The 17,515-nt window shown below is 65.3% G+C and carries 17 protein-coding genes and 1 rRNA gene; all 18 read right to left on the bottom strand.

From position 1 onward, the window contains the following. Positions 1-35: 35 nt before the first annotated feature. Positions 36-1,484, bottom strand: a complete 1,449-nt coding sequence (gene der / locus CH296_RS21580) for a ribosome biogenesis GTPase Der (protein ID WP_032398188.1) — start codon at positions 1,482-1,484, stop codon at positions 36-38. After that, a complete protein-coding gene (gene cmk / locus CH296_RS21575) occupies positions 1,481-2,164 on the bottom strand; it encodes a (d)CMP kinase (protein ID WP_094685730.1) in 684 nt (227 codons plus the stop codon). The genes der and cmk overlap by 4 nt, the downstream gene beginning before the upstream one ends. Next, positions 2,164-3,357 (bottom strand): pseudouridine synthase, encoded by a 1,194-nt coding sequence (locus tag CH296_RS21570; protein ID WP_094685729.1) that lies wholly within the window; start codon positions 3,355-3,357, stop codon positions 2,164-2,166. The genes cmk and CH296_RS21570 overlap by 1 nt, the downstream gene beginning before the upstream one ends. A gap of 12 nt (positions 3,358-3,369) precedes the next feature. Beyond that, positions 3,370-4,053: an SMC-Scp complex subunit ScpB gene (gene scpB / locus CH296_RS21565; RefSeq protein ID WP_094682726.1), complete on the bottom strand. Its 684-nt coding sequence runs from the start codon at positions 4,051-4,053 to the stop codon at positions 3,370-3,372. Further along, positions 4,050-4,886: a ScpA family protein gene (locus CH296_RS21560; RefSeq protein WP_032398191.1), complete on the bottom strand. Its 837-nt coding sequence runs from the start codon at positions 4,884-4,886 to the stop codon at positions 4,050-4,052. Before CH296_RS21560 ends, scpB begins: the two co-directional genes overlap by 4 nt. Further along, positions 4,883-5,809: a ParA family protein gene (locus CH296_RS21555; protein ID WP_371828399.1), complete on the bottom strand. Its 927-nt coding sequence runs from the start codon at positions 5,807-5,809 to the stop codon at positions 4,883-4,885. Before CH296_RS21555 ends, CH296_RS21560 begins: the two co-directional genes overlap by 4 nt. A gap of 146 nt (positions 5,810-5,955) precedes the next feature. After that, the gene (gene xerD, locus CH296_RS21550; RefSeq protein ID WP_032398193.1) at positions 5,956-6,870 is read right to left on the bottom strand and encodes a site-specific tyrosine recombinase XerD; all 915 of its coding nucleotides are present in this window, start codon (positions 6,868-6,870) and stop codon (positions 5,956-5,958) included. A gap of 5 nt (positions 6,871-6,875) precedes the next feature. After that, the gene (locus tag CH296_RS21545) at positions 6,876-7,508 is read right to left on the bottom strand and encodes an NUDIX hydrolase (protein WP_094685728.1); all 633 of its coding nucleotides are present in this window, start codon (positions 7,506-7,508) and stop codon (positions 6,876-6,878) included. Further along, on the bottom strand, positions 7,505-9,238 hold the full coding sequence (locus CH296_RS21540) for a CTP synthase (RefSeq protein WP_045195020.1): 1,734 nt from the start codon (positions 9,236-9,238) through the stop codon (positions 7,505-7,507). Before CH296_RS21540 ends, CH296_RS21545 begins: the two co-directional genes overlap by 4 nt. Positions 9,239-9,388: 150 nt before the next feature. Continuing rightward, positions 9,389-10,336, bottom strand: coding sequence for a copper transporter (locus CH296_RS21535; protein ID WP_032398509.1), 948 nt, complete (start codon positions 10,334-10,336; stop codon positions 9,389-9,391). Beyond that, positions 10,333-11,517 (bottom strand): putative cytokinetic ring protein SteA, encoded by a 1,185-nt coding sequence (gene steA / locus CH296_RS21530; protein ID WP_094685727.1) that lies wholly within the window; start codon positions 11,515-11,517, stop codon positions 10,333-10,335. The genes CH296_RS21535 and steA overlap by 4 nt, the downstream gene beginning before the upstream one ends. Before the next feature lie 84 nt (positions 11,518-11,601). Continuing rightward, a complete protein-coding gene (gene recN, locus CH296_RS21525) occupies positions 11,602-13,371 on the bottom strand; it encodes a DNA repair protein RecN (RefSeq protein WP_176459399.1) in 1,770 nt (589 codons plus the stop codon). A 2-nt stretch (positions 13,372-13,373) separates the two neighbouring features. Next, a complete protein-coding gene (locus CH296_RS21520; RefSeq protein WP_045195018.1) occupies positions 13,374-14,339 on the bottom strand; it encodes an NAD kinase in 966 nt (321 codons plus the stop codon). Next, positions 14,336-15,157: a TlyA family RNA methyltransferase gene (locus CH296_RS21515; RefSeq protein ID WP_032398197.1), complete on the bottom strand. Its 822-nt coding sequence runs from the start codon at positions 15,155-15,157 to the stop codon at positions 14,336-14,338. The genes CH296_RS21520 and CH296_RS21515 overlap by 4 nt, the downstream gene beginning before the upstream one ends. Position 15,158: 1 nt before the next feature. After that, entirely contained in the window at positions 15,159-15,401 is a 243-nt protein-coding gene (locus CH296_RS21510) for a hypothetical protein (RefSeq protein ID WP_032398198.1), read from the bottom strand. Positions 15,402-15,478: 77 nt separating this feature from the next. Continuing rightward, complete coding sequence (locus tag CH296_RS29340) at positions 15,479-16,468, bottom strand: HAD-IIA family hydrolase (RefSeq protein WP_094682724.1); 990 nt, start codon at positions 16,466-16,468, stop codon at positions 15,479-15,481. Continuing rightward, positions 16,465-17,346 (bottom strand): M48 family metallopeptidase, encoded by an 882-nt coding sequence (locus CH296_RS29335; protein ID WP_094685726.1) that lies wholly within the window; start codon positions 17,344-17,346, stop codon positions 16,465-16,467. The genes CH296_RS29340 and CH296_RS29335 overlap by 4 nt, the downstream gene beginning before the upstream one ends. Before the next feature lie 72 nt (positions 17,347-17,418). Further along, positions 17,419-17,515: ribosomal RNA gene (rrf, locus tag CH296_RS21495) — 5S ribosomal RNA — on the bottom strand; the annotation flags it as partial.

Here is a 17,515-nt window from a genome sequence, read left to right as displayed (position 1 = left end):
GGAAATCGCCTGCTCAGAGGCGGGGTCGGGCTACATCAGCGGTTGTTGCCCTTGCCCGGCCGTTCCCGCTTCTCGCGGATACGCACCGACACACGCACGGGGCTGCCGTCGAAGTTGAACTCCTCACGCAGACGCCGCTCGATGAATCGGCGATAGCCTGCCTCGAGGAAGCCCGTGGTGAACAGCACGAACGTCGGCGGCCGCGTGCTGGCCTGCGTCGCGAACATGATGCGCGGCAGACGTCCGCCACGCATCGGCGGCGGTGTGGCCGCCACGACTTCCTTGAGCCACGTGTTGAGGCGTCCGGTGGGCACTCGCTTGTCCCACGACTCCAGAGCCGTTTCGAGCGCAGGTACGAGCTTCTGTACCGCACGGCCCGTCTGTGCCGAGATGTTCACACGCTGCGCCCACGGAACCCGAGCGAGATCACGATCGATCTCCTTCTCGAGCTGCTGACGACGATCGTCGTCCACCAGATCCCACTTGTTGAACGCCAACACCAACGCGCGGCCGGCATCGGAGACCATGCTCAGCACACGCATGTCCTGCTCCGAGATCACCTGTGAGGCATCGAGAAGCAGAATCGCGACCTCGGCGGCCTCGATGGCGGACTTGGTGCGCAGCGACGCGTAGAACTCGGCACCGCTGGCATGGCTGACGCGCTTACGCAGTCCTGCGGTATCGACGAATCGCCAAGTCTTGCCGCCCAATTCGACCAACGAGTCGACAGGATCGACGGTGGTGCCGGCAACATCGTGCACCACCGAGCGCTCGTCGCCCGACAGCTTGTTGATCAGCGAGGACTTGCCAACGTTCGGCTTACCGACCAGAGCGACACGCCTGGGTCCCCCACCGGGAATTCCCTCACGCGGCGTCTCGGGCAAGGCCTCGAGCACGCGATCGAGCAGATCACCGGTACCGCGCCCGTGGGTGGCCGAGACCGACAGCGGCTCCCCCAGACCCAGTGACCACAGCGCGGCAACCTCGGACTCGGTGCGGCCGTCGTCGACTTTGTTGGCCACCAACAGAACCGGAGTCTTCGAGCGACGCAGTACTCGCGCCACTGCCTCGTCCGTCGTCGTCGAACCGACTCGCGCGTCGACGACCAACAGGATCGCGTCGGCGGTGTTCATCGCCAACTCGGCCTGGCGCGCAACGGATTGCTGCAGACCCTTCGCGTCGGGTTCCCAACCGCCGGTGTCCTGCACCAGGAAGCGTCGACCACTCCAGTTCGCCTCGTACGACACCCGGTCGCGGGTGACGCCTGGGACGTCCTCGACCACTGCTTCGCGTCGTCCGATGATGCGGTTGACGAGCGTCGACTTACCGACGTTCGGTCGGCCCACCACGGCGAGAGTCGGTACCGCTACGGCATCTTCGCCGTCTTCACCTTCGTTGAGGTCGACGTACTCCCACTCGCCCTCGTCACTCCATGTTCCGTCGCCCGCGGTTTCCGCTGCGCCGGAGAAGAATTCTTCACTCACTGGACTGCTCCACTTCTGTCGTTCACCACGAGCAGCAAACGCTCGATCACGCCGTCGAGATCCAGCTCGCTGGTATCGACGATCACCGAATCCTCGGCGGGACGAAGCGGTGACACTGCTCTCGTCGAATCTGCGTGATCGCGGCGTTGCACGTCCGCGAGCACGGATTCGTAGTCGTCGTCGCGACCCTGTTCGATGTTCTGTTTGTTGCGACGCTGTGCCCGCGCTTCCGGTGAGGCAGTCAGGAACACCTTCACGTCGGCGTCGGGAAGAACGACGGTGCCGATGTCGCGTCCCTCCACCACGATTCGCGTCGACGAACTCGCAAGGTCGCGCTGCATCTGCACCAAGAGCTCGCGCACCGCAGGCACTGCGGACACGGCCGAGACGGCCTTGGTGACCGCATCGCCGCGGATTTCGCCGCTGACGTCCTCACCGTCGAGCAGAACGGTCTCGGACAGCGGGTCCTTGCCGATCTTGAGGGGAAGTGCTGCAACAGCTTTCGCGACAGCGTCTGCATCGGTGGGCTCGACGCCCGAGCGCAGCACCCACACCGTCGCCACGCGGTACATCGCACCGGTGTCGAGGTAGCTTGCTTCGAGTGCCGATGCGAGCCTGCGCGATACCGACGATTTGCCGGTGCCCGAAGGCCCGTCCATCGCCACCACGAGCGCGCTCATCACAGGCCCACGGATTCGTAGAGCTTGCCGATCTCGCCGCGTCCGAGGACACGCAGTGTTCCTGGACGCTGATCGCCGAGCACGATGTTGCCGACATCGGTACGCACGAGACGTCCGACGGGGAAGCCGACCTTGTCGAACAACCGACGCACGATGTGCTTGCGGCCCTCGTGGAGCGTCACCTTGACGAGAGACTTGCCGTCCGAGATGTCGAGCAGCTGGAAGCCGTCGACCTTCACCGGGCCGTCGTCGAGGGTCACGCCTTCACGCAGCTGCTTGCCCAGAGTGCGGGGAATGGTGCCGAACAGCGTCGCGAGGTAGGTCTTGGAGACCTCGAACGACGGGTGCATGAGACGGTGAGCAAGATCACCGTCGTTCGTGAAGAGCAACAGCCCCTCGGTGTCGGCATCGAGGCGTCCGACGTGGAACAGTCGCTGCCCCGCCTGCACGCGCTCGGAGACGATGTCGCCGACGCACGGGCGTCCCAGATCGTCGGACATGGTGCACTGCCATCCACGCGGCTTGTTCATCGCGAGGTGAACGAGCTCTTCCTTCACGACCACGCGAGTGCCGTCGACGCGGACCACAGCGATGTTGGGATCGATGCGGATGCCCTGTTCGGTGACGATGCGTCCGTCGACCTCGACGCGGCCGTCGGCGATCAGTTCCTCGGCGGCACGACGCGATGCGACGCCTGCCTGCGCGAGCACCTTCTGCAACCGAACGCCTTCACCGGCGGGCACGTGCTTGCGCGGTGAGGAATCGGTGTGCTGATGCTTCGCCGGCTTGGCGTTGCTGATCGTGGTCGACGGAACCTGCTTCTTCTGCGGCTTCGGCGGCTTGGGACGCGAGGGCTTCTTGCGAGGAACGGCGTCGTTGCTGCGGTCGTTGATGCCGGTCTCGACAGGCTTGTAATCGAAGGATTCCTGCTCGACGCCCTTGCGCGGGGCCGGCCGGGCTCCTGCACGAGGAGCTCCGGTGCGGGGTGCACCAGCACGGGGTCCCCCGGTACGAGGGGCACCAGCGCGAGGGGCTCCGGTAGGGGGAGCGCCGTCACGGGGCGCCGCGTCGCGGGTGCGATCTCCGCGGCGCGCGTCACGCGGAGTGTCCGACCTACCTGCGGTCGGCTTCCTGCGTGGGTCTTGTCTCTTGTTACGGTCCGGTGTGCCATCACGGCGAGCGGGCTTGTTCACTTGTCTTACCTATCAGTCGTCCGAGTCGAGCTCGGCTGCCGGATCGGGTTTCGATCCGCGGTTCTTGGTGGAGCGGGTCGTTCTCGGGTCGGTGTCCATGCTGTCACTGATCTCGTCGATCAGGTCCACACCCGGCAACAGCGGTGCCAGTTCGGGTAGGTCACCGAGCGATGCGAGCCCGAGCCGTTCGAGGAACAACTCGGTGGTGCAGTACATCGTGCCGTTCGTCTCCGGGTCCGTTCCTGCTTCGGAGATCAGTCCACGGGCGAGCAACGTACGCATCACTCCATCGACGTTGACTCCACGTACGGCGCTGACTCGTGCGCGGGTCAACGGTTGACGATATGCGATCACGGCCAGGGTTTCCAATGCCGCGCGTGTGAGCTTGGACCGAGCCCCGTCCAGAAGCAGCCGTTCGACGTACGGCGCATAGGCGGTTCGGGTGTAGAAGCGCCATCCGTCACCGGCGTAGCGAAGGTCTATTCCGCTGGTTCGTTCGGTCAGTGCGGCAGCCATCTCGTTCAGGGTGGCGCGCACGCGCGCTATCGACGCACCCACCGCCGAGGCGAGTTGCTCGTCCGAGGCAGGGGTATCGACGATCAGCAACACAGCTTCCAGAGCCGAGGCGAGGGTGGCGTCGTCGAGCTCCTCGGAATTCTCGCCGTCCTCGAGCTCGAGCTCCGGGTCGACACTCATGCGTAGTCCTCTTCCGTGACCACGATGGGTCCTTCGTCCTTACCGGTCCAACTCACTCGGAGATCGCCGAGCGGCTCGGGCTGCTCGAACGCGATCACCTGTTGGCGGAACAGCTCCAGCAACGCCAGGAATCGCGCGATTATTTCGACCTGCACCTCGCAGTCCTGCACCAACTCCGAGAACGATGCCCACTCGTTGAGGCCTCGGCCCTGCAGATTGTCGAGCAGCCACGCCGCCTGCTCCGGGATCGAGACCGCGTGCTGATGGATGTGATCGAGCCCCACCTGCGGAATCGGTTTGGGTCGAAATGCCGCAGCGGCGATGTCGGCGAATGTGGCCGGGTCGACGCCGAGCAGCACCTCGGGAATCAGATCGGCGTACCTGTCCTCCACCGACACCGATCGCGGATAACGTCGCAGCGCAGCAGCTTCCAGTTCACCGAACAGCAGAGCGACCTGCTTGTAGGCCCGGTATTGAAGTAGCCGGGCGAAGAGTAGATCTCGAACTTCGAGCAGCGCAAGATCCTCGGCGTCCTCCACGTCGCCCGAGGGCAGCAACCGTGCTGCCTTGAGGTCGAGCAGCGTCGCGGCAACGACGAGGAATTCCGTCGTCTGGTCGAGGCCGACATCGGCACCGAGCGACTTGGTGAACGAGATGAAATCGTCGGTGACGGTGTGCAACGCCACTTCGGTGACGTCCATTCGATGCTGACTGATCAACGACAGCAGCAGATCGAACGGACCCTCGAAGTTGAGCAACCGCACCCGGAATTTCGACGGATCCGCGTCGGCCGGAACCTCGATCGGGGCCTCGTCGGCAGCGTCGACGGTCACGGACCCGACCGGTAGATCACCTCGCGCGCGAGGGCGCGGTACGCCTGTGCGCCGCCGGATTTCGGAGCCCACGTGGTGATCGGCTCACCGGCCACACTGGTTTCCGGGAATCGGACGGTACGGGTGATCACCGTGTCGTAGACGACGTCGCCGAACACCTCGACCACTCGCGTCATCACCTCACGCGAGTGCAATGTGCGGGCGTCGAACATCGTCACCACGATGCCGGCCAACGTGAGCCTCGGGTTGAGCCGATCGCGCACCTTCTCGACGGTGTCGTTCAACAACGCCAGTCCGCGCAGACTGAAGTACTCGCACTCCATGGGGATCAGCACTTCGTCGGCACACGTGAGCGCGTTGACCGTCAACAGACCGAGCGACGGCTGGCAATCGATGAGGACGTAGTCGTAGCGATCGAGAATCGGATGCAGCACCCGCCCGAGTGTCTGCTCCCGGCCGACCTCGGTGACCAACTGAATCTCGGCTGCGGAGAGATCGATGTTGCTGGGCATCAGATCGAGGTTCTCGACGCGAGTGCGCATGATGATGTCGTCGGCGGAGACCTTCGCTTCGACGAGGAGATTGTAGACCGTCAGATCGAGCTCGTGATGTGCGACGCCCAATCCCGCGGACAGTGCGCCCTGCGGGTCGAGATCCACGAGCAGCACGCGGCGGCCGTAGCCGGCCAACGAGGCACCGAGATTGATGGTCGACGTCGTCTTGCCGACGCCACCCTTCTGGTTGCACATCGCGATGATCTTGGCCGGGCCGTGACTGGCCAGCGGTTGCGGATCGGGGACGGCCCTGGTCTTGCGACCGGTGGGCCCGAGCTCGTTCGGCGCGGGAATGATGTCGTGTGTCTCCCGACTGGATTCCGGTTGACGCGTCTGGAACAGGGCACCGTCGAGATGCGGATGATTCAAGCCTGACTCCGCCGCTGGCGGCTGCGGTGTCGACACGTTCCAGCGCTCCCCTGTCCCGTTCGTCTTCGAGTAGTTCACGCAAACGCTACCGCTTGACGCTCGCGCATCGTCACCGGACACGCTGACGCACGACAGCCGGCCTCGTGCTACCGGGCCCGTGGATGCGCTCCTGCCCACACTTCGCGCAGGGTGTTGACGGTGACGAGAGTGTAGATCTGCGTCGTCGTCACCGACGCATGACCCAACAGCTCCTGCACGACGCGGACGTCGGCGCCGCCGTCCAGCAGGTGAGTGGCGAACGAGTGCCGAAGGACGTGCGGTGATACCCCCGCGGTGATCCCGGCCCGCACGGCCGAATCCTGCAACACCTGCCACGCACTCTGTCGAGACAACCTGCCGCCCCGAACGTTGAGGAACAGGGCAGGATTCGAGCGGGAGACCAGCCCCGGCCGGCCGCGCACCAGGTAGGCGTCGACGGCCTCGACAGCGGGTCGCCCGACCGGCACGATGCGATGCTTGCCGCCTTTGCCGCGCAGCAGCACCGAGCGAGCCTCGGTGTCGATGTCGTCGACGTCGAGCCCGACTGCCTCGGATATACGAGCCCCGGTGGAATAGAGCAGTTCCAGCAGAGCCCGATCCCGCAGTCCGCGTGGGGCATCGGGACCGGCGATCGACGCCGATTCGAGCAGTGCAACCACCTGATCGACGGGCAGCGACTTCGGCAACCGCTTGGCCGGCTGCGGCGGCTTGACCTCGCTCGCGACGTTGCGCTCGACCATCCCCTCCGCGAGCGCAAACCTGTGCAGACCGCGCACCGCGATCAACGTCCGGGCCGCCGAACTCGCTGCGAGTGCCGGGAACTCGTCGTCACCGCGCCGTAGATAGAGCACGAACTCGGTGATGTCGTTCTCGGCGACCTTCGCCAGATCGGTGATGCCGTAGCCGCTGAGGAACCGCTCGTACCGCACCAGATCGCGACGGTAGGACGACACCGTGTTCGGTGCCGACCCGCGCTCGACCACCAGATGGTCGAGGTACGTCTGAATCTGCTGGCCGATCACGGTGGCTACTTTCGCGAACTCTTTCGCTTCTCGAAGGCCGTCGGCAGATCCGCCCACGGCGCATCGGCCGAACGCAGTTCGGTACCGGTAGCGCGCGCCGCGGCGAACGCGAGAACGCCCGCGACGGCGGATGCGTTGACGATCTCGCCCGACAGCGCACGGCGGACGGCCTCGTCCACCGGAACGTAGGAGAGCTCGATGTCGGCTTCCTCGTCGTGTGCCTCGGGCCGATCGACCTCGGTCAGGCCCTGCGCGAGGAAGATCCGCACGGCCTCGTCGGTGAACCCGGGCGAGGCAAGCAAATCGACCAGAACCGACCACGTCTGCGCGGCGAGCCCGGTCTCCTCGGCGAGCTCACGCTGAGCCGCAACCACCGGCCGCTCCCCCGGCTCGTCCAGCAGACCGGCGGGCAACTCCCACAATCGACGACCTACGGGATGCCGGTACTGCTCGATCATCACCACACGATCCCGGTCGTCGACGGCCAGGATCCCGACCGCGCCGTGATGCTCGATCACCTCGCGCTCGGCCTGACGACCGTTCGGCATCGCCACCTGGTCGAGCCGGAGCGCGAGAATTGCGCCGGAGTACGGCACCGACGAATCGAGGGTGGTGAACTCGTGCCGAGGCTCGCTCATCCGACGGTCTCGGCGGCGACGTCCGATTCCTCCGTCTGACCCGTATCTCCGTGCACGTCGACCGGCAGACGCTCCGCGGCCTTGTACTTCAGCGCGGCATTGATCAACGACGCGAACAGTGGATGCGGACGGGTGGGCCGGCTCTTGAGCTCCGGATGCGCCTGAGTGGCCACGAAGAACGGGTGCACGGAGGCAGGCAGCTCGACGAACTCGACCAGGTGGCCGTCCGGAGAAGTACCGCTGAACACCAAGCCGCTCTTGGCAATTCGATCCCGGTAGTCGTTGTTGACCTCGTAGCGATGACGGTGACGCTCGGAAACGCTTTCGGTGCCGTACGACGCCGCCACGACCGAACCCTTCTGCAGGGTTGCCGGGTAGGCACCGAGACGCATCGTGCCGCCCAGATCGGCGTCACCGGCGACGGCATCTTCCTGATCGGCCATCGTGGAGATCACCGGATCCTTGGTCTCCGGGTCGAACTCGGCGGAGTTGGCGTCCGTCAGACCGACCGAACGAGCCGCCTCGATGACGACACACTGCAACCCGAGGCACAACCCCAGCAACGGAATCTTGCGCGTACGTGCGAACTCGATGGCCCCGAGCTTGCCCTCGATACCGCGGATACCGAAGCCACCGGGAATGAGCACGGCATCGACATCGCCCAACGCGGCCTGCGCCCCGGCGGGCGTCGAGCACTCGTCGGATGGGACCCACTTGATCTCGACCTTCGCGCGATGAGCGAATCCGCCTGCACGCAGCGCCTCGGTGACCGACAGGTACGCGTCGGGCAGGTCCACGTACTTGCCGACCAGACCGACGCGCACGGTCTCACGCGGCTGGTGAACACGCTCGAGCAGTCCACCCCAGATGGTCCAGTCCACATCACGGAACGGCAGACCGAGCTGACGAACGACGTACGCGTCGAGGCCTTCCTTGTGCAGCACCTTGGGAATGTCGTAGATCGACGGCGCGTCGGGCGTGGAGATGCAGCCGTCGACGTCGACGTCGCACATCAGCGCGATCTTGTTCTTCAATCCTGGCGGTACGTCGCGATCGCAACGCAGGATCAATGCGTCGGGCTGAATACCGATGCTGCGCAGCGCCGCGACGGAGTGCTGGGTTGGTTTGGTCTTGAGTTCACCGGACGGAGCCAGGAACGGAACCAGCGACACGTGCAGAAAGAACACATTGTTTCGGCCGACGTCGTGGCGCACCTGACGCGCGGCTTCGAGGAACGGCTGCGACTCGATATCGCCGACGGTGCCGCCGATTTCGGTGATCACGACGTCCGGCTGGTGACCCTGTAGGTCGGGGCCGTTCATCGCGAGAATGCGACGCTTGATCTCGTCGGTGATGTGCGGGATGACCTGAACGGTGTCGCCCAGATACTCACCGCGGCGTTCCTTGGCGATGACCGTCGAGTAGACCTGGCCGGTGGTGACATTGGCGAAACCGGACAGATCACGGTCGAGGAACCGCTCGTAGTGTCCGACGTCGAGGTCCGTCTCGGATCCGTCTTCGGTGACGAAGACCTCACCGTGCTGGAACGGGTTCATCGTGCCGGGATCGACGTTGAGGTAAGGATCGAGCTTCTGCATGGTCACGCGCAGTCCGCGTGCGGTCAGTAGCTGGCCGAGGCTCGATGCCGTCAGGCCTTTTCCGAGCGAGGACGCGACGCCCCCGCTGACGAAAATGTGCTTGGTGTCGGAACGCGACTGAAGGCGTGACAATGAGGCTCCCGTGACGAGTCTGCAGGGCTTGCTCCTATCAGGGGGCTGATAAGAGAGGTGAAGCGTGGAAATTGGGCCTGCTACCCACGGGACTTCACGGTAACACCAGTACCTACCTCACCGCCAACGACACGCGCGTTCGTACGACGATCAGCTCGCCGGCGCTCCGACGGTCACGGCGTTGGCATTGGCTCCGGTGCCGTAACGGCCGGACGCGCCGTCCAGCTGCTCCGCCAAGGCGAGAACGGTGGTGATCCGTCCTGCTTCACGGTCGACGTTGTCGACCGTGCTGAGAGCGGACGACAGCGCCGAATCGGCTCGCACGACAGCGATGGAACCGTTGCCCTCGGCCGCACCGGAGCGACCGGCCAGTACCGCGCCTGCACCACGTGAATCGAGGGCTCCCGCGAAGCGGGCGACGATGGCCCCACGATTGCCGTCCTCCACGTCCGAGGTACCGGAACCGGTGACGACCACAGCCAACTGAGCGGGTGCGACGGCACCGTTGTCGTACGCGATGAACCCGCCGCTGCGCAGCGTCTCCAGTGCCAGCGAGAGCTCCTCGGGAGTCGACTGCGGCTGGGCGGTCTCGGCGTTCAGCAGCAACACCGAACCCAGCAGGTCCCCGGCGAGACTGCCCTGGTCCACCGCGCCGGTGCGCAACTGCACGCCGGCCGGAATGACGTTGGTCAGACGCGTCCGAAGATCGTCGCCGTTCGCAGCGGAGACGAACGAATCGGTCAGCGACACACGACCGGTGACGGTGGCGCCCGATGCTCCGATCGACCGCGTGACTCCGTCCACGTCCCCGGGGTCGGCGTCCGGGGTGGTGATCACCACGACGCTGCGATCGACCAACGTATCCCGCAGCACTCGGCCCGAAACCGCAGCGTCGAAGCCGTCGGCCGAGTTGAGCTGCTCACCCAGGCGATTGTTGGTCGCCTCCAGATCGTCCACCTGAGTTTCGAGGCCGGTCTTGTCGTCTCGAAGGCCCGACACCAGACCGCTCGAGAGCAGACCCGAACCGAGCACGATGCCGATGGCCAGGGCCACGAAGACCGCTGCCAGCGAAATGGCATGTTGGCGAAGCGAAATCACGAAAGCAACCCCTGGAACCACAGAGCGAACCGGTTCCACAGATCGATTGCCCAATCCAACGCTTCACCGCCGATGTTGGAAACGGCCAACGCCACGATCACGGCAACGAGCGCCGCCAGAACCAACAGCGCGATCGCACCGCCGGACACACGGCTGCGGTACAGCGTCGCAACAGCTTTGGCGTCGACCAACTTGGCGCCGACCTTCAGACGCGTCATGAATGCGGCCGGATTGGTGTTGCGTCGACCACGATCGAAGAACTCGTCCAGGCTGGCCGGGCTACCCACAGACACGATGAGCGAGGCCCCGTGATGATCGGCCAACAACAGCGCGAGGTCGGCAGCGGCACCGGTGGCCGGGAACGTCATGGCACCGATACCGAGATCCTGAATGCGCTCGAGACCCTGCGCGTGTCCGTCGGAATCCGCCGGAAGCACAACCTCTGCACCGCATTTGAGCGTCTGTGCAGTGACGTCCTCGGGATCGCCGACGATGAGGTCGGGGCGATGACCCGCCTTCATCGCGGTGTCGGCACCCGCACCGACGCCGATGATGACGGGCGAGTACTCCTTGATGAACGGCTTGAGATTCTTCAGATCCTCGGCGTGACCGGGTCCGTCTGCGACGATGACCACGTGACGGCCCTCGAGATCGATGTCGATGTCCGGCACGCCGACTCCGTCGATGAGCAACGGACTCTCGGTTCGGATGAACTCGATCGTGTTGCCCGAGAACGCTTCGAGATGGTCGACCAGGCCCGTCTTGGCCTCGATCATCTTGTCGGAGATCTCGGCTTCGCTCTGCTCCTCGCCCTTGGCGAGACGACGATCGCCGGTGTAGACACCTCCGTCGTTGAGGCGGATCTTGGTGCCGTCCTTGATCTTCTTGAAGACTTCGGTGCCGGCCGAGTCGATCAAGGTGATTCCGTTGGCGACGATGACCTCGGGACCGAGGTTGGGATAGCGCCCGGAGATCGACGGCGACGCGTTGACCACCGCCAGCACCCCCGCCTCGACGAGCGCATCTGCGGTCAGGCGATCGAGGTCGAGCTCGTCGAGCACGACGATGTCGCCCGGGCCGACCCGTTTGAGGAGCTTGGCCGTGTTGCGATCGACTCGCGCGATACCGGTGATTCCGGGCAGCGAATCCTGACTACGTGACAGCAGAGCCGGCATCTTCATGAGGACCATGATGACCCGATCGACACGCCCGGCGACGGAGGCGCGCCGAAACAACTACCACACTGATCACATCAGCACCAAAAGTTACAACGCGGCTCGATCGGCGTTTGCCGTGGCCAGCAGCTCCTCGGCATGCGCACGTCCGGTCTCCGTGTCGTCCAGACCCGCGAGCATTCTCGCGAGCTCGACGACCCGCTCCGACGACGACAACGTTCTGACGCCGCTGTTCGCCGCGCCCTTCTTGGCGTCGGTCTTGTCGACCACCAGGTGGGTATCGGCGAACGCAGCGACCTGCGGCAAGTGGGTGACCACGATGACCTGGTGTGTGCGAGCCAACCGGCCGAGTCGGCGCCCGACCTCGACGGCCGCGCGACCACCGACTCCGGCATCGACCTCGTCGAAGACCATCGTCGCACCCTTGTCCGAGCCCGCCAGCACCACTTCCAGTGCCAACATCACCCGCGAGAGCTCACCGCCCGATGCACTCTTGCTGATCGGAAGCGCCTGGGCACCGTCGTGCGCGGACAGACGAAACTCGACCTCGTCGACGCCGTTGCTGCCCGCATGCAATTCGGTACCGTCGACGACGATCGGGGCAGTGTCGGACGGTCCGGCGGGAAGTGCGCGAACATCGATCTGCAGCTTGGCTTTTCCCATCGCCAGGCCCGCCAGCTCGACGCTGACCGCCTTCGAGAGCTTTACGGCGGCCTTCGCTCGAGCCGCACTGAGCTTCGACGCAGCCGCGGCGACGTCGATCGCAGCCGCGTCGACCTTGGCGCTCAACTCGGCGAGCGCATCGGCCGAGGTGTCGATGTGCGAGAGTCGCTCGCGGGCGTCTTCCGCCCAGGCGATGACGCCGTCGACATCGGCGGCGTACTTGCGCGTCAACGACTTCAGCTCGGCCTGCCGGTTCAGGATCGTGTCGAGGGCACCCGGATCGGACGGCAGATCCGTCAAGTACGAGGTGAGGTCTGCCCCGATGTCGCCCACGATCGCCATCGCGTCGTTCAGTCGCGGCAACAGCTCGGTCAGTGCTGCGTCCTCGGCATGTTCGAGGCGAGAGCGAGCCTCGCCCAGCAGGTACAGCGCGGACGCCGTGTCCGACGCCTCCTCGGTACTCCCGACGAGTGCTGCCGAGGCACCTTCCGCGGTCTCACGCAGCGAATCGAGGTCCCCCAGCCGACGCACATCCTCGGCCACGGAGCGATCTTCACCCGGCTCCGGTGCCAGAGAGTCGATCTCCTGCAGGCCGAACTGCAGCCGATCGGCTTCCTGCGCCAGCTCGCGGCTGCGTTCGGTGCGGTCGATCAGCTCGTTGCGCGCGTCGAGCCACGTCTTGCGCGCGGTGCGGTACTTCGACACCAGGGACGCCACCGCGTCCCCGGCGAATCTGTCCAGCGCGCCGAGTTGCTGATCGGGACGCAGCAGCCGCAGCTGGTCGTTCTGACCGTGCACGGTCAGCAGCGAGTCGGTGAAGTTCGACAGCACCGATGCGGGCACGCTGCGCCCACCGAGGTGCGCACGCGAGCGACCGTCCGAGTTGACGGTACGCACGGCGATGATCGAATTGTCCTCGTCGCGTTGACCTCCCGAGGACTCGAGCACCTTGTCGACGTCGTCGATCACCTGCTCCGACGCGGTGTCGGTACTGAATCGCCCCTCCACGACAGCACGCTGTGCGCCGAGCCGAACCCGGCCTGCGTCGGCGCGGGCACCCGACAACAGGTGCAGACTGGTGACCACCATGGTCTTACCCGCACCGGTCTCGCCGGTGAGTACGGTCAGCCCCTCGTGAAACTGTGCGCTGGCACCGGAAATGACTCCGAGGCTGTCGATCCGAATCTCTTCGAGCATTCCTACCTCGCTCTCCCCCGCCACCCGGTAACGGGCAGTTCGAATTTCTTGACCATGCGATCGGCGAACGGTGCCGAATCGAGTCGAACCCATTTGATCGGTGACGCTCCCCGCACCACCTCGACGCGAGCACCTGCCGGCAGGCTCAGTGTGCGCCTGCCATCGCAGAATACGAATCCTGCGTGTCCGCCCGCATCGATCTCGACCGCGATGATCGACTCGGGGCTGGTGACGAGCGGCCGCGCGAACAAAGCGTGCGCGTTGCTCGGAATGACCAATATCGCTTCGAGTTCCGGCCAGACCACAGGCCCACCGGCCGAGAACGCGTAGGCCGTCGAGCCCGTCGGCGTCGAGATCAGAACGCCGTCGCACCCGAATGCGGACACCGGGCGCCCATCGACTTCGAGCACGACCTCGAGCACCCCGAGCCGCGACCCGTTCTCGATGCTCGCTTCGTTCAGTGCCCAGCCCCGATCGACCACCTGATCGCCCACGCGAATCGCAATGTCCAACGTCATGCGTTGTTCGATGCGGTAATCCCCGGCGATGACGCGGGCGAGGGCACCTTCGAGGTGGTCGGCCTCGGCCTCGGCCAGGAACCCGACGTGCCCGAGGTTGATGCCGAGCACCGGTATCGAGGCCGCTTGCGCGAGCTCGGCTGCGCGCAGGAAGGTCCCGTCACCACCGAGCACGAGGACCATCTCGCAGCCGGCGGCTGCGTCCGGTCCGAACTCGACGACGTTGAGCTTCATGTCTGCGACGAACACATGGTCGTGTTCCTCCGTATCGGAGGCTTCGATCTTCGATGGCTCGACCTCGTCGACGAGCACACGGAGGCAGATGCCCGCTTCGTCGAAGACCTTGCCCACCCGACGCGCGGTTTCGGCGATGTCCGGTCGACCTGGATGGGCGACGAGAAGAATCTCTCGAGTCGACTCCCGTTCCGGTGCTGACTGGGACGGAGTCACTGTGGTCCTTCCTCGATCGCGAGCCGGACGAGTTCCGTGATGTCGGCGCGTGGCGAGTCCTCGCCCACACCTGCCCTCAGCCACAAAAAGTACTCGACATTGCCCGACGGCCCCGGCAGTGGGCTTGCCGCCACAGCTTGCACCGTGAGATTCGAGGCGACGGCCGCCTTCGCCACGTCCTCGACGGCCTCGGCGCGCAGCGCAGGATCGCGCACCACACCTCCGGAACCCACTCGATCCTTGCCGACCTCGAACTGTGGCTTGACCATCAACACCATGTCGGTACCCGACTTCGAGCAGGCAACGAATGCGGGAAGAACGAGCTTGAGCGAGATGAACGACAGGTCTGCGACGATCACGTCCACCGGTCCACCGATCGTCTCCGCATCGATCGACCGAACGTTGGTGCGGTCGATGACATGAACGCGGTCGTCGGATTGCAGACGCCACACCAGCTGCCCGTATCCCACGTCGACGGCGACCACTTCACGCACACCTCGACTGAGAAGCACGTCGGTGAAGCCACCGGTGGATGCACCGGCGTCCAGACAACGTGCACGCTCGACGGTCAGCCCGAGCGGCTCGAATGCGTCGAGAGCGCCGAGCAATTTGTGCGCGCCGCGGGAGGCCCACGAGACCTCGTTGTCTTCTTCGGCCACCAGAAGCGGTGTGCCCGGTTCCACCGCGGTCGCGGGCTTCGAGGCCACCGTCCCGGCGATCTTCACCCGTCCCGCTTCGATCAGCTCCGAAGCGTGCTCGCGAGATCGGGCAAGTCCACGACGAACCAGCTCGGCGTCGACCCGTGCGCGACGAGCCACGTCAGGTCTTGTCGACGGTGGTCAGGGCGCGCACGAGTACCTCGTGCGCGCGGTCGAGCAGACTCGCGTCGCGCGCAAGGGCGTCGGAATCCACAGCCTCGGATTCCTCGTGGGAAGTCGACTCGATCGTGAGTTGATTCAGCAGCGAGGTAACTTCGGTGCGAACAGTGTCCGGATCTGCAGACGACTCATCGCCTGCACCGCTCGGCCGGTGCTGTCCTGGTAGTGGAATAGACGCGCTCATCGCCTCTCACGCTATCGGATGGGTCCGACGTACGCCCGATCGCCGCCGCTCTCGGAACACTGCTGTCGAACGCGGTATCAGCACCCGAGCAGCGAACGCAGATCGCCGAGTCCATCCCCCTCGAAGCGAATATCCGAGAAGGCCGAGCCGGACCAGGCGACGTGCAGTGTGGCAAGCGCACCCTCGAACGCATCGGGCGTACCGTCCCCGCCGTACTGCACCGAGAGCACCTCGTCGTCGATGGCGACCGTCCAACCGGTCTTGCTGCCGACGCTCGACGCCACTTCGTCCTTATTCAGGACTCCGAGATCGAGGCCGATGTGAGTGGGGCGCAGATGCCGAGGCGCATGCAGCAACTCTGCAGCGGTACTGACGCCGGTCAACACCAGCAGCGACGGCAGACCGATTTCGTTCGCACCAGCGATGTCGGTGTCGAGCCTGTCTCCGACGACCAGGGCCGCGCGTGCTCCGCTGCGCTCGATGGCGTCGTGCATGATCGGGGCGGCCGGCTTGCCTGCCACGATGGGCTCGATATCGGTGGCGTTGCGAACCGCCGCGACCATCGAGCCGTTCCCCAACACGAGTCCTCGCTCGGTCGGCAAGGTGGCGTCGATGTTCGTAGCCACCCACAGCGCACCCGCCCGGATGGCGAGGACAGCCTCGGCAAGCATCTTCCAGTCTGTATCGACGGAGTGCCCCTGCACCACGGCCACGGGATCGTCGTCGGCAGACCTGACCGGTTCCAGACCGACCTTGGTGATCTCGTTCGCCAATGCGTCGGTGCCGACGACGAGCACCCGTGAGCCCGAGTCCACCTTGCCCGCGAGTACCCGAGCGGCCGCCTCGGAACTGGTGACGACGAACTCTGCTGAGGTAGCGAAGCCGAGACTACCTAGATGTTCGGCGACGTCCTCGGGAGCACGACTGGCATTGTTGGTGACGAAGTACTGCTTCTCGGCCCCACCCGACAATGCTTCGACTGCACCGGGAATGGGATCCTTGCCGGCGTAGACGGTGCCGTCGAGGTCGAGCAGCAGAACGTCGTGGGCGTCGCGTAGCAACGTCACTGACTGCCTCCGGACAGCTCCTCGACCCGCTCTTCGGCGTCGGTCTCACCATCGACATCGGCCGCAGCAGCGTTGAGGAACCATTTCACACCTTCATCGACGCGACCTGCAGCAACCAGCGCATCGGCGTAGACGTAGAACAGGCGCGCGGCAGCGGTTCCGGATCGCGACGCGTCGAGGTCCGGGGTCTGCAGCGTGACGACGGCCTGGTCGTACTGGTTCAGGTCCATCCGCGCACCTGCCACGACGATTCGAAGCTCCGACGCCTCCTCACCGGTCAGCTCACGCGCCTCGTCGCTGCGACCGAGTTCGATAGCGCGCTCGGGACGTCCCAGTCCGCGCTCGCAGTCGGCCATCACAGCGATCAGACCCGGCCCGCCTGCCATGCGTCGGGCAGCGCGAAGCTCGGACAACGCTTCGGCCCACTCACCAGCGTGGTACGCCGCGATTCCCGCGGTCTCACGGACTACAGCGATACGACCGGCACGCTGACGAGCAGCGCTCGCATGCAGTAGCGCCAACTGCGGATCGTCGTCGAGCAGTCTGCTGGTCATCACGAGGTGACGGGCCACAGCAGTGGCATTGTTCTTGTCCAAGCTCAACAGGTCTCGGCGCACTGCCGGCTCGAGCTGCCCGGCTTCGACCTCGTCGGGCAGATCCGGTTCATCCGGACGCGGCGGTCGACGGTCCGACGATGCGCTGTTTCCGCGCCGATCTCCGGAGAATCCACCTTCACCGCCGCGCCTGCGAGGAGGACCGTCCGAGCGACGCGGGTCTCCGCGGCGGTCCTGAGCGCGGGGGTTGCGGTCTCGGGACTCGCTCGGGCGGTTGCCGCCGTCCCCTCGGGAGGGGCGACGATCGTTGTTGTCTTCCGACACGGGCGTCCTTTCGGATTTCGGTACAAACGCAAAAAGGGGACCCACCAGGTGGGTCCCCTTCCTACAACGGGTGTTCGGCGGTGTCCTACTCTCCCACACCCTGTCGAGTGCAGTACCATCGGCGCTGGAGGGCTTAGCTTCCGGGTTCGGAATGGGACCGGGCGTTTCC

Source organism: Rhodococcus sp. 14-2496-1d, from assembly GCF_002259365.1.
In the GTDB taxonomy this organism is placed as follows: Bacteria; Actinomycetota; Actinomycetes; order Mycobacteriales; family Mycobacteriaceae; genus Rhodococcoides.
This window is presented reverse-complemented; position numbering and strand designations above follow the sequence as displayed.

Bases quoted from the DNA above. Each gene is read 5' to 3' on its own strand.
- steA (WP_094685727.1), bottom strand. From the start codon at position 11,517: ATGAAGATGCCGGCTCTGCTGTCACGTAGTCAGGATTCGCTGCCCGGA.
- recN (WP_176459399.1), bottom strand. From the start codon at position 13,371: ATGCTCGAAGAGATTCGGATCGACAGCCTCGGAGTCATTTCCGGTGCC.
- CH296_RS21545 (WP_094685728.1), bottom strand. From the start codon at position 7,508: ATGAGCGAGCCTCGGCACGAGTTCACCACCCTCGATTCGTCGGTGCCG.
- cmk (WP_094685730.1), bottom strand. From the start codon at position 2,164: ATGAGCGCGCTCGTGGTGGCGATGGACGGGCCTTCGGGCACCGGCAAA.
- CH296_RS21510 (WP_032398198.1), bottom strand. From the start codon at position 15,401: ATGAGCGCGTCTATTCCACTACCAGGACAGCACCGGCCGAGCGGTGCA.
- scpB (WP_094682726.1), bottom strand. From the start codon at position 4,053: ATGAGTGTCGACCCGGAGCTCGAGCTCGAGGACGGCGAGAATTCCGAG.